General features: G+C 73.6%; 19 protein-coding genes. 12 read left to right on the top strand and 7 right to left on the bottom strand.

The genetic code is table 11. The features are described 5' to 3' along the window. Nucleotide 1: 1 nt before the first annotated feature. Nucleotides 2-853: a shikimate dehydrogenase family protein gene (locus AS850_RS11745; RefSeq protein WP_119869291.1), complete on the bottom strand. Its 852-nt coding sequence runs from the start codon at nt 851-853 to the stop codon at nt 2-4. A 48-nt stretch (nt 854-901) separates the two neighbouring features. Here AS850_RS11745 and AS850_RS11740 point away from each other — a divergent pair, with 48 nt between their 5' ends. Continuing rightward, entirely contained in the window at nt 902-1843 is a 942-nt protein-coding gene (locus AS850_RS11740; RefSeq protein WP_119869290.1) for a hypothetical protein, read from the top strand. Between the two features lie 97 nt (nt 1844-1940). Here AS850_RS11740 and AS850_RS11735 read toward each other — a convergent pair whose 3' ends face one another. Next, nucleotides 1941-2819, bottom strand: a complete 879-nt coding sequence (locus tag AS850_RS11735; RefSeq protein WP_119869289.1) for an alpha/beta hydrolase — start codon at nt 2817-2819, stop codon at nt 1941-1943. 31 nt (nt 2820-2850) lie between these two features. Continuing rightward, nucleotides 2851-3765 (bottom strand): SDR family oxidoreductase, encoded by a 915-nt coding sequence (locus tag AS850_RS11730; RefSeq protein WP_119869288.1) that lies wholly within the window; start codon nt 3763-3765, stop codon nt 2851-2853. Between the two features lie 145 nt (nt 3766-3910). Here AS850_RS11730 and AS850_RS11725 point away from each other — a divergent pair, with 145 nt between their 5' ends. The 5 genes from AS850_RS11725 to AS850_RS11705 are packed head-to-tail and all read left to right on the top strand — an operon-like array spanning nt 3911 to nt 9575. After that, complete coding sequence (locus tag AS850_RS11725; protein WP_119869287.1) at nt 3911-4684, top strand: NUDIX hydrolase; 774 nt, start codon at nt 3911-3913, stop codon at nt 4682-4684. Further along, a complete protein-coding gene (gene nadA / locus AS850_RS11720; RefSeq protein WP_119869286.1) occupies nt 4681-5991 on the top strand; it encodes a quinolinate synthase NadA in 1311 nt (436 codons plus the stop codon). The genes AS850_RS11725 and nadA overlap by 4 nt, the downstream gene beginning before the upstream one ends. Nucleotides 5992-5998: 7 nt before the next feature. Further along, nucleotides 5999-7567 carry an L-aspartate oxidase gene (gene nadB / locus AS850_RS11715; protein ID WP_119869285.1) on the top strand — a complete coding sequence of 523 codons (1569 nt, stop codon included), beginning with the start codon at nt 5999-6001 and terminating at the stop codon, nt 7565-7567. Then, nucleotides 7557-8429, top strand: a complete 873-nt coding sequence (gene nadC, locus AS850_RS11710; RefSeq protein ID WP_119869284.1) for a carboxylating nicotinate-nucleotide diphosphorylase — start codon at nt 7557-7559, stop codon at nt 8427-8429. The genes nadB and nadC overlap by 11 nt, the downstream gene beginning before the upstream one ends. 3 nt (nt 8430-8432) lie before the next feature. After that, nucleotides 8433-9575: a cysteine desulfurase family protein gene (locus AS850_RS11705; protein WP_119869283.1), complete on the top strand. Its 1143-nt coding sequence runs from the start codon at nt 8433-8435 to the stop codon at nt 9573-9575. A 92-nt stretch (nt 9576-9667) separates the two neighbouring features. On the opposite strand, the gene AS850_RS11700 is transcribed toward AS850_RS11705, so the two are convergent. The 3 genes from AS850_RS11700 to AS850_RS11690 are packed head-to-tail and all read right to left on the bottom strand — an operon-like array spanning nt 9668 to nt 13546. Further along, nucleotides 9668-11740 (bottom strand): PTS fructose transporter subunit IIABC, encoded by a 2073-nt coding sequence (locus AS850_RS11700; protein ID WP_119869282.1) that lies wholly within the window; start codon nt 11738-11740, stop codon nt 9668-9670. A gap of 52 nt (nt 11741-11792) precedes the next feature. Next, nucleotides 11793-12761 (bottom strand): 1-phosphofructokinase family hexose kinase, encoded by a 969-nt coding sequence (locus tag AS850_RS11695; RefSeq protein ID WP_119869281.1) that lies wholly within the window; start codon nt 12759-12761, stop codon nt 11793-11795. After that, complete coding sequence (locus AS850_RS11690) at nt 12758-13546, bottom strand: DeoR/GlpR family DNA-binding transcription regulator (RefSeq protein WP_119869280.1); 789 nt, start codon at nt 13544-13546, stop codon at nt 12758-12760. The genes AS850_RS11695 and AS850_RS11690 overlap by 4 nt, the downstream gene beginning before the upstream one ends. Before the next feature lie 137 nt (nt 13547-13683). On the opposite strand from AS850_RS11690, the gene AS850_RS11685 reads away from it, so the two are divergent. After that, on the top strand, nt 13684-14307 hold the full coding sequence (locus AS850_RS11685) for a hypothetical protein (RefSeq protein ID WP_216819736.1): 624 nt from the start codon (nt 13684-13686) through the stop codon (nt 14305-14307). A 21-nt stretch (nt 14308-14328) separates the two neighbouring features. On the opposite strand, the gene AS850_RS11680 is transcribed toward AS850_RS11685, so the two are convergent. Further along, nucleotides 14329-15291, bottom strand: coding sequence for a D-2-hydroxyacid dehydrogenase family protein (locus AS850_RS11680; protein ID WP_119869279.1), 963 nt, complete (start codon nt 15289-15291; stop codon nt 14329-14331). Nucleotides 15292-15555: 264 nt separating this feature from the next. On the opposite strand from AS850_RS11680, the gene AS850_RS11675 reads away from it, so the two are divergent. The 5 genes from AS850_RS11675 to AS850_RS11655 are packed head-to-tail and all read left to right on the top strand — an operon-like array spanning nt 15556 to nt 23936. Continuing rightward, on the top strand, nt 15556-16461 hold the full coding sequence (locus AS850_RS11675) for a beta-1,6-N-acetylglucosaminyltransferase (protein WP_119869278.1): 906 nt from the start codon (nt 15556-15558) through the stop codon (nt 16459-16461). Then, nucleotides 16458-19574 carry an oligosaccharide flippase family protein gene (locus AS850_RS11670; RefSeq protein WP_164088443.1) on the top strand — a complete coding sequence of 1039 codons (3117 nt, stop codon included), beginning with the start codon at nt 16458-16460 and terminating at the stop codon, nt 19572-19574. The genes AS850_RS11675 and AS850_RS11670 overlap by 4 nt, the downstream gene beginning before the upstream one ends. Beyond that, nucleotides 19571-20791 carry a glycosyltransferase family 4 protein gene (locus tag AS850_RS11665; protein ID WP_164088442.1) on the top strand — a complete coding sequence of 407 codons (1221 nt, stop codon included), beginning with the start codon at nt 19571-19573 and terminating at the stop codon, nt 20789-20791. The genes AS850_RS11670 and AS850_RS11665 overlap by 4 nt, the downstream gene beginning before the upstream one ends. Then, nucleotides 20788-22992 (top strand): hypothetical protein, encoded by a 2205-nt coding sequence (locus tag AS850_RS11660; RefSeq protein ID WP_119869275.1) that lies wholly within the window; start codon nt 20788-20790, stop codon nt 22990-22992. Before AS850_RS11665 ends, AS850_RS11660 begins: the two co-directional genes overlap by 4 nt. Next, on the top strand, nt 22992-23936 hold the full coding sequence (locus AS850_RS11655) for a PIG-L family deacetylase (RefSeq protein ID WP_119869274.1): 945 nt from the start codon (nt 22992-22994) through the stop codon (nt 23934-23936). The genes AS850_RS11660 and AS850_RS11655 overlap by 1 nt, the downstream gene beginning before the upstream one ends. Nucleotides 23937-23957: the final 21 nt, after the last annotated feature.

Below are 23957 nucleotides of genomic sequence, written 5' to 3'. Positions count from 1 at the left end.
GTCACACCCGCCCCGGCAGGCCCACGGCCTCGCGCAGGGCGACGCGGAGGGGGTCTTCGTCGGGGAGCGGGGCATCCTGCGCGCGCCCGGTGAAGAGCCGGACCTGCCCGATGGCCTGCTCCACGAGCATGTCGAGGCCGCTGACGGCGATGCCGCCGCGCTCTTCCCAGGCTCGCGCGAGGGGGCTCGGCCAGGGGTCGTAGGCCACGTCGAGCAGCACCGAGTCGGGGCCCGCAGGATGCACGGCGGGGACCTCCGCCCCGCCCGGGAGCGTCGACAGCACGAAGCCGACGGGCCCGCTCCCGCCCAGGTCGGAGAGCGGCGCCGTGGCGAGCACCACCCCGAGTCGCTCGGCCAGAGCCGCGAGGGAGCCGGCCTTGGACGGGTCGCGGAGGTGGACCGTGACGTGCTCGACGCCGAGCTCGCGGGCGGCGGCGAGGGCCGAGACGGCCGTCGCACCCCCGCCGACGATCGTCGCCTCGCGGTGGCGGACGTCGCTCCGCGCGAGCACGGCGCGGGTGATGCCGTCGACGTCGGTGTTGAACCCGGTGAGGTGGCGGGGGGAGGCCGGGCCCGTGGCTCCTGCGATCACGACCGTGTTGGCGACCCCGAGACTCGTCACGAGCGGCGACGCCTCGTCGAGCAGGGGGATCACCTCGCGCTTCAGCGGCATGGTGAGACTGAGGCCGACCCAGTCGTCGCCGAGGGAGCGGAGGAAATCGGGCAGCCCACCGGCGCGGACCTCGACCCGGCCGTACTCGAACGGCACGCCGAGGAGGCGGAAGGCGGTGTTCTGCAGCACCGGCGAGAGGGAGTGCTCGATGGGGGAGCCGAGAACGGCGAGGCGAGGCACCCCACCACCCTAGCGGCGCGGGATCGTAGGCTGAGGTCGGAGGTGGTCATGGGCGACGCGGCCTACGAGCGGTACCGGCAGGATGCACGGTTCGCTGCCGCGTTCCGTCGCGCGTACGCCGGCCGTCACGACCCGGCTGACGCGCTGTTCTGGTCGGGGTCCCCCGACCGGCGCGGCCCGTCCGGAGCCGACGCACCCCGGGGCGCGCGCCCGGCGCTCCTCGCGGCGGCGTTCTCCCGCGAGGCCCCTGCCGGCGCCGCCGCCGCAGCGGCCGCCGATCTCGCCCGCCTCGACGCGGACCTCGCACGGGACGACCGCGACGTGGCGGCGGCGCTCGCCCTGGCCGCTGCGGCCGACGTCGCACCCGCGGACGATGCGGCCGCCGCCCCCGCCCCCACCCCCACTGCCACCGCCACCGCCACCGGCGCCGCCGCGCCCGGCGCCGCCGCGCCGCGCCGCGCGCCCCTCCGCCGCACGACCGTGGCCGCCCTCGGGGTCGTGGTGCTCGTGGTCGGTGCCGCCCTCGGCTGGGTGGCGGCGGGCGTCGTCCCGCCCGGCGACTCGGGCGCCCCCGGGGGCACCGCGTCCGCCGGCAACTCAGGCGTCTCGTCGAGCACCGACGCCGGCAGGGGCCTGGCCGGGGTCACGTTCGTCGATCCTCCTGAATTCTCGGTGCCGCAGGGCCGGTTCGACCGCCCGGAGGTCCCGATCCCGGCGTATCTCGACCCCGACACCTTCCGCCAGGTCCGCAACTACGGCACCGAGCCGCTCCCCAGCGGCCTCGCCGTCTACTACGCCCGCAGCGCGTCCGGGCAAGACTGTATCGCCGTCGTGACGCCGACCAAGGCGTTCTCGGCGCACTGCGTCGCCGGGCGCTACTTCCCCGCGACGGGTCTCAATCTCTACTGGAGCGAGGCGGCGGGATCCGGGAGCGTCGTCTGGCTGCCCGACTCGACCGTCGGCATCACCTACGCCGCGACGCTTCGCTGACGGAGGCCCGCGCCACGCGGTCGGCCCGCAGCGCCCCGCGCAACGCCGTCAGCCCGGCAGCAGCGCCCCGCGCAGCCCCGTCAGCCGCGCAGCCCCGTCAGCCCTGCAGCACCTCCGCCATGCGCCCGACGGCCCGGCGCGCCTCGGGCAGCCACGGTGCGGCGGGGAAGTCGTGGAAGCCGCCGCGCGTGATCCGCAGCTCGACCTGGCCTCCGGCGTCGTGGATCCCGCGGGCCAGCCGCTTGGCGTCGGCGAGGAAGAGGTCGTGGTCGCCCTGGTACACGTGCACGGGTGGCAGCCCCGAGAGGTCGCCGAGCAGCGGGCTGACGAGCGGGTCGCGGGTGTCGCGGGGGCCGGCCCAGAGGCGTCCCGCCTCCACGAGCCCGGCCCGCCCCAGCATCCGGTCGCGGCGTTCCAGGGGGCCGATGTCGGGGTTGGCCATCGTCGCGTCCACCCAGGGCGAGATCAGCAGGATGCCCGCGGGCGCCACCTTGCCGGCGTCGCGGTAGCGCTGCGCCTGGCCCAGCGCGAGGCCACCGCCCGCCGAGTCGCCGCCGAGGAACACGGGCCCGCCGTGCGCCACGATGGCCTCGCGGTAGACCCGGTCGAGGAGCTCGTACGCCTCGTCGACGGTGTGCTCCGGGGCGAGGCCGTAGAGCGGCACCGTGACGCTCACGCCGGCCCGGGCGACGAGCGAGGCGAGCAGGCCCCAGTGCGCGCCGAGGAGGGGGAACGTGTAGCAGCCCCCGTGCGTGTAGATGAGGTGCGAGCCCGCCGCGCCGGAGAGGGGCTCGAGGTGGACGACCCTCTGCTCGTTGACGAGCGTCTCGCGCACCCGGGCGACCCGGTGGAGCGCTCGCGGGATGGGGGCGGCGTCGCCCCGCGACCGGATCGCCTTCCGGAGGGAGTCGACCGAGCGGGTCGAGGAGGGGCGCAGGCGGAGGAGCTCCCGCGTCACGCGGAGCGACAGGGACATGACACGACCCTAGCGGCGCGCGCGGGCGGCGTCACTCCGGGAGGCGCGTGCCCGTCAGTGCCTCCGAGACGGCCCAGAGCGACGCCGCGAGGTCGACGCCGTGGGCCGACCTCGGCAGGCTGACCGTCTCCGCCGGACCGACGAGCGCGAGCGCCCCGCTCGGCCCGTAGTAGGCGCCCGACACGGCTCGGGGGCTCGTCCCGGCGTAGAGCAGCGGTTCGGCGCCCTGGCTGACGTCCTGGGTGGGGATGAGCCGTGGTTCGGAGAACGTGCCCTTCCGGGGCGTCGTCCGGCCGAGGTTGGCGCCGGCCGACTGCAGGTTGGTGCGTGTGAAGCCGGGGTGGGCGGCGGTGCTCGTGAGGTTCCAGCCGCGGTCGGCGGCGACGCGGGCGAGGTGCTGCGACATCAGCAGGTTCGCCAGCTTCGACTGCGCGTAGGCGAGCATGGGGACGTAGCCGCGCCGCCGCTGGAGGTCGGCGAAGTGGATCCGGCCGACGCTGGCCACGGCGCTCGACATCGTTGCGACGACCGGCTCCTCGGCCCGGAGGAGCACCGGCAGCAGCAGCTCGGTCAGGGCGAAGTGGCCGAGGTGGTTGCCGCCGAACTGCAGTTCGAAGCCGTCCTTCGTGGTCATCCGCTTGGGCGGGGCCATGACGCCGGCGTTGTTGACGAGCACGTCGAGCGGGCGGTCGTCGCGCCGGATGCCCTCGGCGAACTCCCGCACGGACGCCAGGTCGGCCAGGTCGATCCGCCGCACCTCGACCCGCGCCTCCGGGCTCGCGTCGAGGATCTCGCGCTTCGCCTCCTCGCCCTTCTCGGGGGTCCGGACGGCGAGGACGACCTCGCCGCCCGCCGCCGCGACGCGCTTCGCGAACTCACGGCCGGTGCCGCTGTTGGAGCCGGTGACGACGAAGCGACGGCCGGTCTGGTCGGGGACGGTGTACATGCTGACTTCTCTCCGCGGGACGAGGGGTGGGGCGCCTTAGGAGGCGACGCTAACAGCGGCGGCTGCGAGTTAAAGCTTTTGTTCTTGTCACCATGACTTTTTCGGTTAGAGTCAACTCGACCTTAACCTCCGAGAAAGCCGGCCCATGGCTCCCCCCGATCGCGCACCCGACGAGACCGCGTCTCCTGCGCTCGCCGTCTCCACGGTGATCTTCTCGCTGATGCCCTCCGACACGACCGGGCGCACCGCGCTGCACATCCCCCTGGTCCGCCGGATCCGGGAGCCCTACCTCGGTCTGTGGGCGCTGCCGGGCGGCCCCCTCGGCCTCGACGAAGACCTCTCCGACGCCGCCCGACGCCACCTCTTCGCGACGACGGCCCTCTCGCCGACCTACCTCGAGCAGCTCTACGCGTTCGGGGCGCGGGGCCGCTCCCTGGCCGAGCGCGTCGTCTCGATCGTCTACTGGGCGCTGGTGGCGCGACCGACCGCAGGAGCCGCGTCCCCCGCAGCGGGCCTCGTCACCGGCGACCCGAACGTCTGCTGGTTCGACGCCGACCACCTCCCGGCCCTCGCCTTCGACCACGCGGCCATCGTCGAGTACGCGCTCTGGCGGCTCCGCACGAAGATGGAGTACAGCCGCATCGCCCACGCCTTCATCGGCGAGACCTTCACGCTGACGCAGCTCCGCGAGGTCTACGAGGCCGTGCTCTCGCGGGAGCTCGACCCGGCGAACTTCCGGCGCACGGTGGAGGCCTCCGATGCCGTCGTGCCGACGGGCGAGTTCCTCACCGGGACACCGCATCGGCCGCCGCGCCTCTACCGCTACGACACCCGGCGCGATCTCGCCGACCCGAGCCCCCTCGCGTCGGAGACGTTCCTCGCCCTCCCCACCTCGACTTCAGCAGAACGGCTCGCATGACCTCCGTCGACACCACCATCCGTCGCATCACGAACGGCGAGGCGCCCGGGGAGGTGTGCACGACCGATCTCCGCGAGGAGCCCTGGGCCTTCGACACCGGCGTCCCGTCCTACGGCCCCGGCTCGTCGATGTTCGACGTCGTCCCCGCCGGGTCGCCGCTCCAAGGTGAGATCCCTGCGACGTACCGCGAGGCGTCCGCCGACGAGCTGCACGAGCGCATCCTGCGGGCCAAGGCCGTCCTGGGCGACCGCGTGCTGATGCTCGGGCACTTCTACCAGCGCGACGAGGTCGTGCAGTACGCCGACTACGTGGGCGACTCGTTCCAGCTCGCCGTCAAGGCGAAGGCGTCGCCCGAGGCCGAGGCGATCGTCTTCTGCGGCGTGCACTTCATGGCGGAGACGGCCGACCTGCTCTCGACGCCGGAGCAGGCCGTCATCCTGCCGAATCTCGCCGCGGGCTGCTCGATGGCCGACATGGCCGACATCGACAGCGTCGAGGCCGCGTGGGAGCAGCTCGAGGGTCTCTACGGAGATCTCGAGGCGCAGGATGCCGACGGCCGGGTCCCGGTGATCCCGGTCACCTACATGAACTCCTCCGCCGCGCTCAAGGGCTTCTGCGGTCGTCACGGCGGCATCGTCTGCACCTCGTCCAACGCCGAGACCGTCCTCGCCTGGGCGTTCGAGCGCGGGCGCCGCGTGCTCTTCTTCCCGGATCAGCACCTCGGCCGCAACACTGCCAAGGCGATGGGCGTGCCCCTCGACCGGATGCCGCTCTGGAACCCCCGCCGGCCCCTCGGCGGCTCCACGCCCGAGGAGCTCGACGACGCGCGCGTGATCCTCTGGCACGGCTTCTGCTCGGTGCACAAGCGCTTCACGGTCGCGCAGATCGAGGCCGCGCGGCGCGAGCACCCCGGCGTGCACGTCGTCGTCCACCCCGAGTGCCCCCTGCCCGTCGTCGACGCGGCCGACTCCTACGGCTCGACCGACTTCATCGTGAAGGCGATCGAGGCGGCGCCCGCGGGGTCCACCTTCGCCATCGGGACCGAGATCAACCTCGTGCAGCGGCTCGCGCAGCAGTATCCGCAGCACACGATCTTCTGCCTCGACTCGGTCGTGTGCCCCTGCTCGACGATGTACCGCATCCACCCCGGCTACATCGCCTGGGCCCTCGAGGCTCTCGTCGGCACGGCCGACCGACCCTCCGAGGTCCTCAACCGGATCACCGTCGCCGGCGACGTCGCCGAGCCCGCCCGGGTAGCGCTGGAGCGCATGCTCGCGGCGAAGCCCGGCCACGTGGTCTCGGTCTGAGGCCCCCGTGACGCGCATCCTCGTCGCCGGATCCGGCCTGGCCGGCCTCACGACGGCGCTCCGGGCCGAGGCTCTCGGCCACGACGTCACCCTCGTGGCCAAGGGCGGTCTCGACGACAGCAACTCGCGCTGGGCGCAGGGCGGCATCGCCGCGGCCGTGTTCAGCGACGACGCACCGGCTCTGCACGCCGCCGACACGCTGTCGGCCGGCGCCGGACTCTCGGCGGCCGAGGCCGTCGACGTCCTCTGCACGGAGGGTCCCGATCGCATCGCCGACCTCGTCCGCTGGGGCGTCGCCTTCGACCGCGACGGCGACGACTGGGCTCGCGGCCTCGAGGCCGCGCACGGTCGGGCGCGCGTGCTGCACGCGGGCGGCGACGCCACCGGACTCGCGATCGTCAGCGCCCTGATCGAGCGGCTCCGGGAGTCGCGGGTCACGGTCCTCGAGCACGCCTTCGTCGCCGACCTCCTCGTCGTCGAGGGGCGCGTGCCCCGCGTGACGGGCGTGGAGCTCCTGCTCGACGGCATCCGCCGCGAGGTGGAGGCCGACGCGGTCGTCCTGGCGACGGGGGGCGCGGGTCAGCTCTACGCGCACACGACCAACCCCGCCGGCGCGACCGGCGACGGCCTGGCCGCCGCCTGGCGGGCGGGCGCACGGGTCGACGACGTGGAGTTCTACCAGTTCCACCCGACGGCCCTCGCGCTGCCCGGGAGCTTCCTGGTCTCGGAGGCGGTGCGGGGCGAGGGCGCGGTGCTCCTCGACGCCGGCGGGCGACGGTTCATGGCGGGCGTGGACCGGCGCGCGGAACTCGCTCCGCGCGACGTCGTGGCGCGCGGGATCGCCGCGATGATGCGGGGGCAGGCCGGGCATCCTGCGCTGCTCGATGCGACCGGGATCGGCGCCGACCGTCTGGTGTCGCGGTTCCCCACGATCACCGCGGCCACGCGGGCGGCGGGCCTCGACTGGACCCGCGAGCCGATCCCGGTCACGCCGGCGGCGCACTACTTCATGGGCGGCGTCTCCACCGACCTCTTCGGGCGGTCGAGCCTCGACGGGCTCTATGCCGTCGGAGAGGTCGCGTCGACCGGGGTGCACGGCGCGAACCGGCTGGCCTCCAACTCGCTGCTCGAGGCGGCCGTCTTCGGGTGGCGCGCCGTCGAGGCGATCTCCGTGGACGCGCCACAGGGCGTGTCGGGTGGTGCCGTCGTGCCGCGAGATGCCTCGAGCGGGGCGGTCCTGTCGCGCGACGGGCTGCAGCGGCTCCTCTGGGAGTCGGCCGGCGTCGAGAGATCAGGCGATCCGCTGCGGCAGGCGCAGGAGGTGCTGGCCAGGGCGTCGGTCGACGCGCGGATCTCCTGCGTTGCCGACGAGGCATCCGACACGGGCTCCGCTGCCGCCACCCGCGGCGCCCTCGAGACGGCCAACCTCCTCGACGTGGGCCGCCTCGTCGTCCGCGCGGCGCTCGCCCGCGAGGAGTCCCGTGGCGCGCACTTCCGGAGCGATTTCCCCCACCCGTCCGACGACCACGCGCACTCGCTCGAGTGGGCTCGAGAGGTTCCCCAGCATGCTCACTGACGACGCGATCACCGAGGTCGTCCGCCGCGCCCTCCGCGAGGACGCCCCCTGGGGCGACGTGACGAGCGAGGCGCTGATCCCCGTGGAGGCGACGGCGACCGCGTCGGTCGTGGCGCGCGAGAGCGGTGTCCTCAGCGGTACCCGCGTGCTGCTCGCCACGGCCCGGGAGGTCGATCCCGGAATCGGGGTCGACGTGCTCGCCCACGACGGGGAGCGCTTCGCGCCGGGCGACGAGCTGTTCCGCCTGCGGGGCTCGGCCCGGAGCATCCTGCGGGCGGAGCGGATCGCGCTCAACCTCGTGCAGCGGCTCTCGGGGATCGCGACGCTGACCGCCGAGTACGTGGCTCTCACGGAGGGGACCCGCGCCCGGATCGTCGACACCCGCAAGACCACGCCCGGCCTCCGCGCCCTGGAGCGCGACGCGGTCCTCGCCGGTGGCGGCCGGAACCACCGCTTCTCGCTCTCGGACGCCGTCCTCGTGAAGGACAACCACCTCGCGATCCTGCTCGCCCAGGGCCTCACCGTGACCGAGGCGCTGCTGGCCATGAAGGCGCGGCTCTCGCACACGACGCACGTCGAGGTGGAGGTGGACCGGCTCGATCAGATCGAGGCGGTCCTCGCGGCGGGCGTCGACACGATCATGCTCGACAACTTCGCCCCCGACGACCTGATGGCCGGCGTCGCGCTGGTCGCGGGCCGGGCTCTCGTCGAGGCGAGCGGCGGCGTGTCGCTCGCCACCGTCGCGGAGATCGCCCGCTCGGGCGTCGACCTCATCTCGGTGGGGGCCCTGACCCACAGCGTCCGGGCGCTCGACCTCGGTCTCGACGTCTCGGTCGACGTGCCGACCCCGGTCGGTCGCTGACCCGTGCTCTACCTCGACGCGGCCGCCACGTCACCCGTCCGCCGCGAGGCGCTCGAGGCGATGTGGCCCTACCTGACCGGCGACTTCGGCAATCCGTCGAGCCGGCACACGGTGGGGGAGTCGGCCGCCCGGGGGCTCGTCCGGGCCCGCGAGCAGGTGGCCGGCTGGCTCGGCTGCCGGCCGGGCGAGGTCGTGTTCACCGGGTCGGGGACCGAGGCCGACAACCTCGCCGTCAAGGGCATCGCCCTCGGGGCACCGCGGGGTCGGCACCTCGTGACGACGGCGATCGAGCACGAGGCGGTCCTCGAGTCGGTCGACTTCCTCCGCAGGGGCCACGGCTTCGACGTCACCCTCGTCGACCTCGACCCCGACGGCACCGTCTCTCCCGCGGCTCTCGCGCGCGCACTGCGGCCCGACACCACCCTCGTGTCGATCGCCCACGCGAACAACGAGGTGGGCACGGTCCAGCCGATCGCCGAGCTCGCCGCTCTCGCGCGGGAGGCCGGCGTGCCGTTCCACACCGACGCCGTTCAGTCGGCCGGCTGGCTCGACACCCGCGTCGACCGGCTCGGCGTCCAGGCGCTGACCCTGTCCGGGCACAAACTCGGTGCGCCCAAGGGGATCGGGGCGCTCTTCGTCGCGGGCCGCCTCCCGCTCGAGCCCCTCGTCCACGGCGGCGGTCAGGAGCGGGGCCGCCGCTCCGGCACCGAGAACGTCGCCGGCGCCGTGGCCCTCGGCGCCGTCGTCGCGCTGGCCGAGGCCGAGCGGGAGCGTCGCGCGGCCGACGCCGCAGCGGTCCGCGACGCGTTCGTCGACCGGGTCCTCTCCCTGGCGCAGGATGCCCGACTCACCGGCCCCCTTCATCGACGCCTGCCCGCCCACGCGTCGTTCGTCTTCCCTGGGACGAGCGGCGAGTCGGTCCTCCTCGAGCTGGAGCGACGCGGCGTCGTGTCCTCGAGCGGTTCGGCGTGCGCCGCGGGCAGCGACGAGCCGTCGCACGTCCTGACGGCCCTCGGCGTCGAGGCGGACGTCGCGCAGACGGCGGTCCGCTTCACCTGGTCGCCCGACGTCACGGAGGAGCAGTTGGCAGGAGTCGCGGCGTCTCTCGCCGAGTCGCTCGACGCCGTCCGCGCACTCGCCCGGTAGCCCGGCCGCTTGCGCCCCGCACGAAAGAGATCGCACCCGACGTCGCCGCGGCCGGGGCCGGGCGACGTCGGGTGCGATCTCGACGGGTCTCGCTACGCGCTCGCGGGCACGGGGCGACGCTGCTCCACGAGGGCGTCGGCCTCGGTCGTCGCGGCCGCGGAGGCCCCGACCGGGCGACGGCGCACGAAGCGCTTGAGCGCGACGAGCACGAGCGCCGAGACGACGGCTCCGACGACGATCGCCAGGAGCCACATCCAGATGCCCCCGATGGCGAAGAAGACGAAGATGCCGCCGTGCGGGGCGCGGGAGGTGACTCCGGCGGCCATGGAGATCGCTCCGGTGGCGGCCGCGCCGACCATCGACGCCGGGATCACGCGCAGCGGGTCGGCCGCGGCGAAGGGGATCGCGCCCTCGGAGATGAACGACGCTCCGAGCAGCCACGCCGCCTTGCCGTTCTCCCTCTCGGGCTCGCTGAACCCCTTGCGGTAGAGCACGGTGGAGGCGAGGGCCATCGCGAGCGGGGGCACCATGCCGGCACCCATGACGGCGGCCATGATCTCGAGCGGGGCGGGGTTGGCCAGGGATCCTGCGGAGAGCCCCGCGACCGCGAAGGCGTACGCGACCTTGTTGACCGGGCCGCCGAGGTCGAAGGCCATCATCAGGCCGAGGATGACGCCGAGCAGGATGGCGGACGCGCCGTTGAGCGAGTTGAGCCAGTCGGTCAGGCCCTTCATCAGGGCCGCGATGGGGCCGCCGAGCACGAGGAGCATAAGGCCGGAGGCGACGATGCTGGCGAGCAGCGGGATGATGACGACGGGCATGAGGCCGCGGAGCCAGCGCGGCACGCGGGGCTTGCCGATCCAGTAGGCCGCGGCACCGGCGAGCAGGCCGCCGATGAGGCCGCCGAGGAATCCGGCGTTCATGAACACCGCGATGGAGCCGGCGACGAAGCCGGGCGCGATGCCCGGGCGGTCGGCGATCGCGTAGGCGATGTAGCCGGCCAGGGCCGCCACGAGGAATCCGAGCGACACCCCGCCGATCTGGAAGGCGGCGGCGCCGAGGTAGTAGGCGAGGCCCTCGGGCGGCAGGTTCGTCAGCGAGTAGTTCGTCAGCGCGTAGACGGCGTTGTTGACGGTGTGGCCGTCCGCCGTGAGGGCGATGCCGTAGCCGGAGAGGAGGAAGCCGAGCGCGACGAGGAGACCGCCGCCCGCCACGAACGGGATCATGTACGACACGCCCGTGAGGAGCCAGCGCTTGAGCGACGAACCGAAGTTCTGGCGCCCGCCGCTCACGACGGGGCCGGAGGCGGCGCTGCCGGTGACGCGGCTGGCCTTCGGATCGGTCGCCGCGGCGATCGCCTCGCGGACCATCTGGTCGGGCTCGTCGACGCCGCGCTTGACGGGGCCCTGCACGAGCGGCTTGCCGGCGAAGCGGGAGCGGTCGCGGACGTCGACGTCGACGGCGAAGATGACGGCGTCGGCCGCCTGGATGACCGACGGGTCGAGCGGGACGACCTGGCCGGAGCCCTGCGTCTCGATCTGCAGGTCGGCCCCGGCGCGCTTGGCGGCGGCGACGAGGGCGTCGGCCGCCATGTAGGTGTGGGCGATGCCGGTGGGGCAGGCCGTGACGCCGACGAGCCGGAGGCGCGGGGCGGCGTCGGGCGAGGCTCCGGCAGGAGCCGCGGTGCCGGTGACCCCGCGCGCCTGGTCGACCTCTCCGCCCACCTCGTCGTCGACGAGCTTCACGATGTCGGCGGGGGTGCGGGCGGCCCGGAGGGCGGCCGTGAAGTCGTCGCGGATCAGGGCGCGCGCGAGCGTCGAGAGCACGGTCATGTGGTCGGCGTCGGCGCCCTCGGGCACGGCGATCATGAAGACGATGTCGGCGTCGCCGTCGGGGGCGCCGAAGGGGACCTTCTTCGCCAGACGCGTCATGGCGAGCGTGGGCTCCGTGACGGAGGCGGAGCGGGCGTGGGGGATGGCGATCCCGCCGGGCACGCCCGTTCCCACGGACGCCTCCCGCTTGATGGCGTCGTCGGCGAGCGTCTCGGCGGAACCGGCGCGCCCGACTCCTGCGACGCGGCGGGCGAGGGCCCGGATCACGTCGGACGACGTGTCTCCGAGGTTCTCGTCGAGCCCGACGAGGTCGGTGCTGATGAGGCTGGACATGGTGGGGAGCTCCTTTGCTGCGGGGTCTGAGGGGGGAACGTTCGGGGGAGCGTCAGCGCCGACCGGCGACGGCGGGGGCGACCGCGTCGACGGTCACGAGCTCCGGGTGGGTCTGGTCGAGCGTGGGCACGATGCTGCCGGGCAGCGACGCGGCGGCCGCGCCGGAGGCCACGGCCTGCGCGAGTCGACGCGGGGCCGTCGCGCCGGACGTCTCGGCGAGGAGGTAGCCGGAGAGCGCCGAGTCGCCGGCTCCGACGGTGGAGAGCGCGGTGATCTTCGGGGCGGCGGCGAACCAGGCGCCCTGCTGGTCGACGAGCACGGCACCGGCGCTGCCGAGGGTGAGCAGGACGGCGCCGACCCCCCTCGCGAGCAGGAGTCTGGCGCCCTCGACGGCCCGCGCCGGGTCGCTCTCGTACTCGGCCGGGTCTCCGCCGACGATCTCGGCGAGCTCCTCGGCGTTCGGCTTCACGAGGTCGACGACGACACCGGAGTCGATCAGGGCACGGAAGGGGGCGCCCGAGGAGTCGACGGCGATGCGCGGGGACGCCGAGCCGTAGGTCTCGCGCACGGCGTGGACCACGCCGGCGTGGAAGTCGTCGGGGAGGCCGGGCGGGAGCGAGCCGGCGAGGACGAGCCAGGTCGCGGCACCCGCGTGCTCGACGACGAGGTCGAGGAGGGCGAGGGCGTGCCCCTGGAGGTCGGGGCCGGGCTCGTTGATCTTCGTCGTCGTGCCGCCGGGCTCCGTGAGTGTCACGTTGGCGCGCAGTCGCCCGTCGATCGGAAGGTTGACGGTGCTGACGCCGCGGGCGCGGAGCCCGACGAGCACGGGGTCGTCGAGGGCGCCGGGCAGGATCGCGACCGTGTCGGCCCCCGACGCCGCGAGCGCGCGCGAGACGTTGACGCCCTTGCCGCCGGGTTCGTCGGTGGTGGAGAGCGAGCGCTGGACGGCGCCGCGGGCCAGGGGGCCGGAGAGCTCGATCGTACGGTCGAGCGAGGGGTTGGGCGTGACCGTGATGATCATGCGACGATCACCTCCACATCGGAGTCGGCGAGGGCCCGGGCGAGGTCGGCGCCGGGGGCTTGGTCGGTGATGACGGTGTCGATCTCGTCGAGGCGTCCGAAGCGCACGAGGGCCTCGGCGCCGTGCTTGGTCGCGTCGACGACGGCAACGGCGCGGCGGGCCGCCCGCAGGTAGGCCGCCTTGACGGCGCCCTCGAGCTCGTCGGGCGTGGAGAGGCCGAAGCCGGCGCTGACGCCGTTGGCGCCCACGAAGGCGATGTCGGGGCGGAGGCCGGCGATCTGGTCGACGGTGGCCGAGCCGACGGCCGCGCTCGTGAGGCCGCGGACGCGCCCGCCCAGCAGGTGCAGCTCGATGTGCGGGCTCTGCTGGAGCAGCGCCGCGATCGGGACGGCGTTGGTGATGACGGTGAGGTGGCCGCCCGGGGTCTCCGGCTCCCACGAGGCGAGCTCCTGCGCGATGGCCGCGGTGGTGGTGCCGGCGTCGAGGGCGACGGAGCCGACGAAGGTCGGGGGGACGAGCCGGGCGGCAGCGCGCGCGATGGCGGTCTTGCCGGGGGTCTGCTGCTCCTGCCGCTCCGCGAAGCTCAGCTCCGCGACGCTGGTGTGCCCGGAGGCGACGGCCCCGCCGTGAACCCGCTGGAGACGACCGGCCTGCTCGAGAGCGTCGAGGTCGCGGCGGATCGTCTCGGTCGTGACGTCGAAGCGGGCGGCGAGATCGGCGACGACGACGCGGCCCTCGGCACGCAGGAGGTCGGTGATCGAGTCGTGTCGCTCCAGTGCGTACATGTCGGTGACCTCCGCGTCGCCTGCTAGTCGTGCCGTGGGAACGGCTGTGCTTTCGAGAGAGCATAGGTCGATTACGCAGGCAAAGCAAGACAAACACAGAAAAAGCCACACTCAGCCACCGTGAGTAGGGTCGAGCCGTGCCCCAGAGAGTCTCCCGCCGAGCCCGGACCGACCTGCGCTTCGTCGGTCGGATAGCCGGCGTGGGCACCACGTCCGGCGTCCGGATCGTGGTCGGGATGTGGAACGACTCGCCCCTCGGTGCCTTCGCCGACGTGATGATCGAGCAGGGCGACGGCCACCGGATCCTGCTGGCCCCGACCTCCGACGTCGCCGACTTCGTCGCCGCGACGTACGACTTCGACGAGGTCCGCGTCGTCCCGGTGGCGTGGAAGAAGATCGACGGCGGCATCGGCGTGACTGCCGGCGACCTGCACCTCGACCTCACGATCGGCGCCATCTCCGGGCTCGGCATGCTCCTCCGCGCCGTGCCCCGCGCCTTCGCGACGATGCCCGAGTGGCTGCGCCTCATCGACCCGGTCGCCCGGATCCTCGTGCCCGGCTCCGCGACGGCGGGCACAGCGGGCCGAGGCCGCCGCGAGTACTACGGCGTCACGGTCGCCCGGCACATCGACGCGCTGAGCGGTCGCTGGGGCGAGCAGGATCTGGGCGCTCTCGCCCGCCTCGAGCCCCCGGTCCGCTTCGGCTTCGGTTCGGCCCCCGCCGCCCCGAGCCTCGTGGACGTCACCACCACCATCCGCTGACCGGACGCAGGCGGGGCCGGGTCATCCGGCGGAGGGCACGAGCGACCGGAGCTCTTCGCCCGCGTCGAACGCGAGGACGTCCTCGACCGCCTCGCCGTAGAACACGGCGTAGACCTCTCGCGTGACGTAGCCGAGGTGGGGGATGAGGAGCACGTTGTCGAGCTTGCGCAGCGGGTCGTCCGCCGGGAGCGGTTCGACGTCGTAGACGTCGAGGGCGGCGCCGGCGATGGTGTCGACCATGAGCGCCATCAGCAGCGCCTCCGTGTCGACGACCGGGCCGCGCGACGTGTTGACGAGGTAGGCGCTCTCCTTCATCACGGCGAGCTCCTCCGCGCCGACGAGCCAGCGGGTCGACTCGGTGAGGGGCACGTGGATCGAGACGAAGTCGCTCGTCTCGAACAGCGCCTCCTTCGTGACGGCCTCGGCGCCGTGCTCCGCCGCGCGCTCGGGCGTGAGGTGGGGGCTCCAGGCGACGATCCGCATCCGGAACGCCCGCGCGAGCTCCGCGACGAGGGCCCCCTGCTTGCCGAGGCCGACGAGTCCGAGGGTCTTGCCCGCGAGAGCGGTGCCGAGCGTGGTCTGCCAGCCGCCCTCGTGCATCGAGCGGTCCTCGACGGTGATGTGGCGCGCCAGCGAGATCATCACGCCGAGGGTCAGCTCGGCGACCTCCCGGCCGGAGCCGGTGGTCCCGGAGACGGCGATGCCGAGCCGCGCGGCGGCCTCGAGGTCGATCGCCGCGTTGGCCATCCCGGTGGTCACCAGGAGCCGCAGCTCGGGCAGGCGCAGGAGGATCGCCTCGGGGAACGCGGTCCGCTCCCGCATGGCCACGACGACGCGGCTGCCGGCGAGGCGCTCGACGAGGGCGTCGCCCTCCAGGTGCTCGTCGACGACGTCGATCTCGTACCTCTCGCGGAGGGGCGACCAGTCCGCCAGGTCGAGGGCGGCGTTCTGGTAGTCGTCGAGGATCGTGAGGGTCGGCGCCATGGGGCAAGGGTAGCGGGCGCATCAGGGGGGGCCTCTCGCCGGGCATCCTGCGCGCCTCGTGACCGGGGTACAGAGCAGACGCACCTGTCTGTCACCACAACGCGTCATTGTGGCCCCCGGGGCGATCCCCTAGCGTGAGCACTGCCCCGATGACGTGGATCCACCCGACAGACGGTCCGATGCCCCGGCCCGTCCCTCCCGGCCTCTCCCGGGGGTCGGTCAGCCCCCCGACTCGGACCCGAAACCGACAGGACCCCCTCGCCCATGCGGTCAGCCCAGCGTCCCCCTGCGCTCCTGGCGTGCGTCATCCTCGCGCACACGGATCCCACGCACGTGAAGCGACTCGTCGTGGCCCTCGACCCCTTCCCCGTCTTCCTCCACTGCGACCCGTCGACGCCCGACGACGTGTTCCGGGAGATGACCGAGGACCTCCCCGAGCGCGTCGTCGTGCTGCCCCGCGTCCGCACGGGCTGGGCCCGCTGGGAGAACGTCGAGGCGGAGCTCCAGGGCTATCGGGCGGCGCTCGCCGCGACCGAAGCGACGCACGTCGCCGTGCTGACCGGCACCGACTACCCGCTCGCGTCCACCGCGGAGATCGCCGCGCTCCTCGACGACCACCGCGGCGTCTCCTTCGCCCTGCTCGACCCGATGCCGCACCCCGAGTGGGGGCGCTCCGGCGGTTTCGACCGCCTGCGCTTCCGGCACTGGGCCTGGCGCAAGCGCATGATCCGACTCCCCGTGCCGCGCCGCCTGCCCCGCGACGTCACCTTCGCGGGCGGATCCCAGCTGAAGGTCCTCGCGCGGGAGCACGTGGCCCAGGTGCTCGAGGCCGTCGACGCGAACCCCGCGCTCGTCGCGTTCTGGCGTCGCAGCTGGGTCGCCGACGAGACCTTCGTGCCGTCGATCCTCCACACGCCCCGCTTCGTCCCGGGCTGGGCCGCCGAGCACGTCCGGGCGACCCTGTGGTGGATCGGCTGGGACGGCACCCGCCGCAAGAGCCCGCCGTGGCTGACCCTCGAGCACACCGACGCGGTGCTCAGCCGCCGGTCCGCCGCCGAGCAGGATCTGCCCCACTTCTTCGCCCGGAAGTTCTCCACCTCCGAGAGCTCCGCGCTCCTCGACCGCATCGACGACGCCGTCGTCCACGGCCGAGCAGGAGCCGCGTCGTGAGCGCCCCCGTCGTCGACCGGGCTCCCGAGGGTGCGGTCCGTCTCCCCGAGCCCGACGGCGAGGGATCGTCGAAGCTCTTCGGCCGCGGCCTCCTCTACGTCGTCGTCTGGTCGCTCCAGCTCGTCGTCTCCACGCTCATCTCGCCGGTCCTCGCGCACCTCGTCGGTCCGGCGCAGTTCGGCGCCCTGGCGTCCGGCATGTCCGTCTACCAGGTCCTCAGCGTGGCGGCCCTCTTCGGTCTCGACCAGGCTCTCGTCCTCCAGCGATCCGAGGACCGCGACGACAGGGCGGCCCGCGGGCTCATCTCCGTCGCCGTCGTGCTGTCGTTCACCGTGACGGCGGCCGCCCTCGCCACCATCCCGCTCTGGGCGGGGCCGCTCGGATTCGAGGGCTACCGCCTCCTGCTCGTCGCGATCATCCTCTGGACGGCCCCCTCCGCCGTCGTCACGGTCATGCTCGCCCTCCTCGTCGCCGAGGACCGCCTGCGCGCCTTCACGGCCGTCAGCATCATGTCGGCCGTCGGCGGCTCGATCGTGGGCCTCGTGCTGATGCTGACGCTGGGTCGCGACGCCACGACCTACGCCTGGGGCGGCGTCATCTGCCAGTTCGTCGCCATGGCCATCGGCGTCGTCGTCACGAAGCCGCTGCTGAGCGGCTTCCGACAGGCGCAGGTGACCCGTCGGGCCATCCGACTGGGGACGCCGCTCGCCCTCAGCGCCCTCGCCTACTTCGTCCTCAACGCCGGCGACCGCATCATCATCCAGCGCGACCTCGGAGCGACCGAGGTCGGCCGCTACCAGGTCGCCTACGTGATCGGCTCGGCGGTCATCCTGCTGCTCAACTTCACGAACGGCGCCTGGACCCCGCACTTCGCGGCGCTCAAGTCGGACGCGGCCCGCTACGCCCTGGCCCTCCGGTCGCGCGACGAGCTGTACCGGCTGCTCGTGCCCATCGTCCTGGCCGTCACCCTCGTCGCGCCGCTCGCCCTGCGGATCCTGGCGCCCGCGACCTTCCGCCCCGCGGGACTCACCATCGTCGTGCTGCTCGTCGCCCTGACGGCGTTCCCGGTCGCCGCGAGCGGCGCCACCGGACGCCTCCTCATCGTGCAGCGCCGCGGCAAGACGCTCGGAATCGTCTCCGGGGTCGCCGCGGTGGTCAACGTCGGCGTCAACGTCCTGCTCGTCGTCCCGCTCGGGATCGCCGGAGCCGCCATCGCGACCCTGCTGTCGTACTCGCTGCTCGCCGCCCTGCAGCTCCGCCTCCTGCCCGACCGTCGGACGTGGCGCGCGGCCCCGCCGCGACTGCTCCTGGCGATCGCCGGGAGCGTCACCCTGGCGTCGCTGTCGATGCTCCTCCCGGAGACGCTGCCCTGGAACCTGGCCCGCGCGGTGCTCGCGCTCGCCTGCCTGCCGTGGTTCCTGCTCCGCCTGCGCGACGCGCGCCGCGGGGCGGGCGACGACGTGCCGACCGACATCGCGCCGACCGACGACGTGCCGACCGACATCGTGCCGACCGACGACGTGCCGACCGACATCGTGCCGACCGATGACGTGCCGCCCGCGACCGTGCCGTCCGACACCGCGCCGACCGGAACCGTGCCGTCCGACACCGCGCCGACCGGAACCGTGCCGACCGACGGGGCGCCGACCGGCGCCGTCGCCACCATCGACGCCCTCGAAGCCCTGTTCGGCGAGGGCGCCGTCCGATCCATCCGCCCCGGCGAGGAGAGCACCACCGTGACCGACACCGCCCCCGACGTCCTCCCCGATGCTCCCGGCCCCCGCCGGGTGATCTCCGTCGACCTCGACCAGGACGTCCCCGAGCTCGTCGCCGACTACCGCTACTCGACCGCCATGGTCGTCGGCTACCGCTCGGACATCCCCGTGGGCGCCGTCGACATCGAGCTCACCGACGACCCGGCCGATGCGGCCGCCGCCCTCCGTCCCCTCTTCGCGCAGCAGCTCCCCGAGCGCGCCGCGGACGACCTGCCGGTCGCCGACGCCGATCTGCCGAGCATCACCGTCGTGGTGTCCACGGTGGTCGGGCGCCCGACCGACCTGCGGATCCTGCTCGACGCCTTCGAACGGCTCGACTACCCCGACGTCGAGTACGTGCTCGTCGACAACCGGGTCACGCTGCCCGCGGACGACCTCCTTCCGGGCATCGTCGCCGGACGGAACGTCCGGGTCGTCCGCGAGTCGCGCCCCGGAGTCTCCACCGGCCGCAACGCCGGCGTCGAGGCGGCCCGCGGCGACGTCGTCGCGTTCACCGACGACGACGTCCGCGTCGACGAGAACTGGCTCCGAGTCATCGGCCGCCGCTTCGCCCGGGCCGACCATGTCGACGCGATGACCGGCCTCATCCTGCCCGCCGAGCTCGAGACGCCGGCGCAGATCTGGTTCGAGGGCTACTACGGCGGCTTCGCGGGGGAGCGCCAGTTCGTCCCGGTGCGCCTCGAGGCCGCCGGCGACCTGCCGGGCGCGCTCCGCGGCTCGAAGATCCGGGTCGAGGATCCGCGGGGCACCGAGATCAAGCGCTTCCCGATCTACGGCGTGGGGGCCTACGGCGCCGGCGCGAACATGGCCTTCCGGCGCACCGCCCTCCAGCGCGTCCGCGGATTCGACCCCGCCCTCGGCACCGGCACGCCGGCGCTCGGCGGCGAGGACCTCGCGACCATCGTCCAGATCCTCTGGACCGGGGGCCGTCTCGCCTTCGAGCCCGCCGCCGTCGTGCACCACCGCCACCGGCGGACGCTGCCCGAGCTCGAGAAACAGCTCCACGGCTACGGTCTCGGGTTCACCGCCATGCTGACCGCGCTCGTGCTCGGCGACCCGCGCCACCTCGTCGCGCTCGGATGGCAGGTCCCGTCGGCCGCCGGCCGCCTAGCCGGACGCGCCGTCGACCGGCTCCGCGGGCGCTCGCCCAAGGACGCACCGCAGGAGACGGCCGACCTCTCCGGGGGCTACCCGAAGTCGCTCGTCTCGACCGAGCTGAAGGGGTTCCCGAGCGGACCCGCCGCGTACCTCCGGAGCCGGCGCAGCTGGCTGCGGGTAGAGCGCACGCACGAGGCGCCCGGGAACGTCGCCACCATCGGGGGGAGAACGCGATCATGAGCACTCAGGTGCCCGACGTGGGCGAGAGATGCCGAATCGACCGACACGAACCCACGGCGGAGCCGCTCCGGATCGTGACCGCCACCGACGTCCTGGCGCCGGTGGGCGGGGTCGAGGTCTGCGTCTTCGAGGACACCACGGCTCTCGTCGGACGGGGACATCGCGTCGAACTGCTCTACACGGAGTCGGGCATCCAGCGGGGCGATCTCGAGATGCTCGGCGTCTCGCTGACCGGACCCGTGCGGTTCCGGTTCGAGCCGCGCCGCGCCCTCCGGCACCTGGCGTCGTTCGTCCGCTCCGCCCGCACGGTCCGCCGGCTCCGCGCCGACGTGCTCTGGCTGAACCGCCCGGAGAACGTCATCTGGGCGCAGGTCGTGTCCCGGATCGCCGGCATCCCGCTCGTGATCCACCTGCACCACGCCCCGAACTACCGGCTCGAGAAGCTGCTCACGACCGGGGTGTCGCACTTCATGGCGGTCTCCGAGCACATGAAGACCGTGTGGGTCGCCGCGGGGATCCCCGCCGACCGCGTCACCGTGGTGCACAACGCCGTCCCGCTCGACAAGTACCCCGTCGCGACGCCCGGGGATCGCCGCGCCGCCCGCCGCCTCCTGGACCTCCCCGAGAAGGCGAAGGTCGGCCTCTACTTCGGCCGCATCTCCCGCGCGAAAGGCGTTCTCAGCGTCGTCGAGGCCTGGCGCTCGCTCGGCTTCGCACCCGGGGAGGGCGTGCTCGTCATCGCCGGGGACGACGTCGTCGACGACGCGGAGCTCCAGAGCGCCTTGGACGTGCTCGACGAGGGCACCGTCCTCCGCCTGCCCAACCAGAACGACGTGGTGCCGCTCCTCCACGCGGCCGACGTCGTCATGGCGCCGTCGTGGGAGGAGGAGGCCTTCGGTCGGGTCCTCGTCGAATCGATGTCGGCCGGCGTGCCGGTGATCGGCGCGACCGTCGGCGGCATGGTCGAGGTGCTCACCGGCGACCTCCGCCGCTTCCTGGTGCCGCCGCGCGACAGCGCCGCCCTCGCGGTCGCCCTCCGGGGCGTGCTCGACTGGCGCGTCACCGAGCCCGACCTCGGCGCGAAGCTGCGCCAGCACGTCGAGACGCACTTCCCTCACGGCGCGCACCTGGACGCGATCGCGCGGGTCCTCGAGGCCCACCGGAGTCGCAGGAGGCTCGTCGGACGGGTCCGTCGGCCGGGCGTGGTGGATCGATGACCGTGCTCCTCGACGACCCCGACGTCCGGGGCGCCACCGCGTCGTCCCGCCGCCCGACCCCCCTCCGCGCGGCGGAGCTGGCGCTCACCGCGCTCGCCCTCGTGGCCGCCCTCCTCGTCGAGCTCGACGCCCCCGGCCCCGTCCGCTCCGTCGTCGTCCTCGCGGCGCTGCTCCTCGTGCCCGGCTGGAGCGTCCTCCGCCGCTTCCCCGCCATCGAACCGGCCGCCCGGCTCGTCTTCACCGTCGTCGGCAGCGTCGTCCTGCTCACCGTCGTGGCGCTCGCCATGGTCTGGACGACACTCTGGCACCCGCGTCCCGCCGCGGTCGTGATCCTCGTCGCCGGCGCTCTGCTCGTCGGCGTGCGACCGGTCCGCGGACCGCTGTTCTCCCGGACGCGCGACGTCCAGCCGGCCGCCCCGCTCCGGCCCCGCCCCGTCCGCACGCGGTCGCCCCGCTGGCTCTGGGTCTCCCTCGGCCTCGGCTTCGCCCTCTGGGTGGTCGGCGTCGCGACGACGAACTCGACCGACCTCGGCCAGTTCGGGCTGCTGGCGGCGTTCCCCGTCGTCTGGTACCTCTCGGTCGCCGTCGTCTTCACCGTCGTCGTCGTGTCGCTCCTCACGCGCCGGCGCTCCCACGGGCTCCTCTCGGCCGCGATCGGCGTGCTCATCGTCGTCCTCTACGCCTCCGCGAACCTCGTCGAGAACGCGCCGCGCCTACCCTGGGTCTACAAGCACATCGCGGTCACGAACTACATCACGGCCTCGGGGAGCGTCGATCCGACCATCGACCTCTACAACCGCTGGCCCGGATTCTTCTCGTTCTCGGCCGCGCTCGGCGGGGCCATCGGTCACCGCGACGCCACGACCTACGCGAGCTGGGCGGAGGTGCTCTTCGCCCTCGTCGACGCGGCCCTCGTGCTCGCCATCGCCCGGACCATCAGCCGCCACCGCCGCTGGGCCTGGACCGCCGTCATCGTGTTCACGATCGGCAACTGGGTCGGCCAGAACTACTACTCGCCCCAGGCCTTCGCCTTCACGCTCTACCTCACGGCCGCGCTCGTGGCGGTCGCCGCCCTCGGCTCCGAGCCCCGGCGGCTCCTGCGCCGGGTCGAGAACCTGCTGGCGACGCCCGCCCGCAGGCGCGGTCGCCCCGTCAACGTCGAGGTCCTCGGCATCACGCGGTCCAGGAGAGCGCGCGTGCTCGCGATCGCCGCCGTGATCGTCCTCCAGGCCGTCATCGTGGCGAGCCACCAGCTGACGCCCTACGTCGCGATCCTGGCCTTCCTGCCGCTCTTCGTCGCCGGCTACCTCCGACGGCTCTGGGTCGGGATCGCCGTCGCCGCCCTCCCGGTGCTCTACCTGCTGCCGAACCTCGACTACGTCGAGCAGCACTTCGGCCTCTTCTCGAGCTTCGACCCCGTGGCCAACGCGACGACGAAGTCGGTCTCGCAGGTCGGCGTCTCCGAGGTGAGCACGCTGCAGAGCCACGGCGTCGTCCTCCTGACCGGGCTCGCGGTGCTCCTGGCCCTGGCCGGATTCGTCCGGCGCATCCTCAACGGCCACATCCGTACGACGCTCGTCGTCGCCTGGCTCGCCGTCGCCCCCGTGCTCACCCTCTTCGGCCAGACCTACGGCGGCGAGGGCAAGTTCCGCGTCTTCCTGTTCGGCCTGCCGTTCTACGCCATGGGCGTGGGCTGGCTGTTCTGGACGGGTCGGGGCCTGCCGCGGATCCGCAAGGTCGGCCTGATCGCCAGTCTGTGCATCCTGCTGTCCCTCTTCGTTGGCACGTACTTCCAGCCGGAGGCGAGCCTCCGCGTCTCGGCCAGCGACGTGAAGGCCGCCGAGTGGCTCGACGGGCGCTTCCAGAGGGACGACCTCGTCTTCAGCGTCACCGACACGTTCCCGCTGCTCGTCGGGCCGAACTACCCGAAGTACCTCGTGCACTACGCGCAGGCCACGGCCATGACCGACGTCAAGAACTTCGACCCGGGGAAGGTCACCAACGCGACCCTCCTCGGCCTGATCGACGAGCGGGCCTTCGGCGGGCGCACCTGGGTCGCCTTCTCCGACAGCCAGGAGCGTGCCGCGATCGTGAGCGGGGCGTTCTCCGCCGCCGACCTGAAGCTGCTCGAGGACACCGTGGCCTCCCGGTCGACTCTCGCCTACGACCGAGACGGCGTGCGCATCTACGAGGTGTCCTGATGCGCAGGATCCTCGCGCTCGCCCTCCGCAGGCCCCGTCGCGTCGTCGCCCGCCTCCGGGCGTGGCGGCAGGCGGTCCGGCGCGGGGCTCTGGCCGCGACTCCGGCCTCACCCGGCGGGGCTGCCGCCGGCGGCGACCTCTCGGGTGGTGCCCTCTCCGGCGGCGCAGCTCTCGGCGGGACCGTCGCGATCCTCGCTCACCAGGACGACGACCTCCTGTTCCAGAGCCGCAGCGTCCAGGCCGACGCGACGGCGGGCCGGGCCCTCGTCAACGCCTACCTGACCGCGGGTGACGACGACGACGAGAGCTGGTACTGGCAGGCCCGCGAGGCCGGCGCCCGTGCGGCGTACGCCGCGCTGCTGGGCGTCGCCGACGCGTGGTCGACGTCCGTCGTGACCCTCGGCGGACGCTCCGTCACCCGCGTGGTCCTCGACGCGGCGCCGCACGTCGTCCTCTACTTCTTCCGCCTCCCCGACGGCGGCATGGACGGTTCCGGGGGCGTCCGCAGCGGCGGCGCCAGCCTCCGGAAGCTCTGGGACGGCACGATCGACACCATCGCGGCCGTCGACGGCTCCGCGACGCACACCCTCGCGAGCCTGCAGGAGGCCCTGCACGAGCTCCTCCGAGCGCATCGCCCCGACCGCATCACGACCCTCGACCACGTCGGCGGCTTCGACGACGGCGACCACGCCGACCACCACGCCGTCGCCTACCTCGCCGAACGCGTCGACCGGGTGTACGACGTCCCGCACTCCTTCGCCGGCTACCGCGGCTATCCGATCGAGGGTGAACCGGCGAACCTCGCCCCTCACGAGACCGCGGCCAAGGAGGCGATCTTCTTCGTCTACGCGCGCAGCGACTACAAGACCTGCGCGAGCAGCGGCTCCTGCGCCCACCGCCCCGAAGGGGCCTGGCTGTCGCGGGAGTACGAGGCCCGGCGCTGACGGACCTCGCGCATCGGGAAC

This window comes from Frondihabitans sp. 762G35, assembly GCF_002074055.1.
In the GTDB taxonomy this organism is placed as follows: domain Bacteria; phylum Actinomycetota; class Actinomycetes; order Actinomycetales; family Microbacteriaceae; genus Frondihabitans.
The sequence above is the reverse complement of the archived record's forward strand: the minus strand, read 5'-3'. Positions and strand labels throughout refer to the sequence as shown.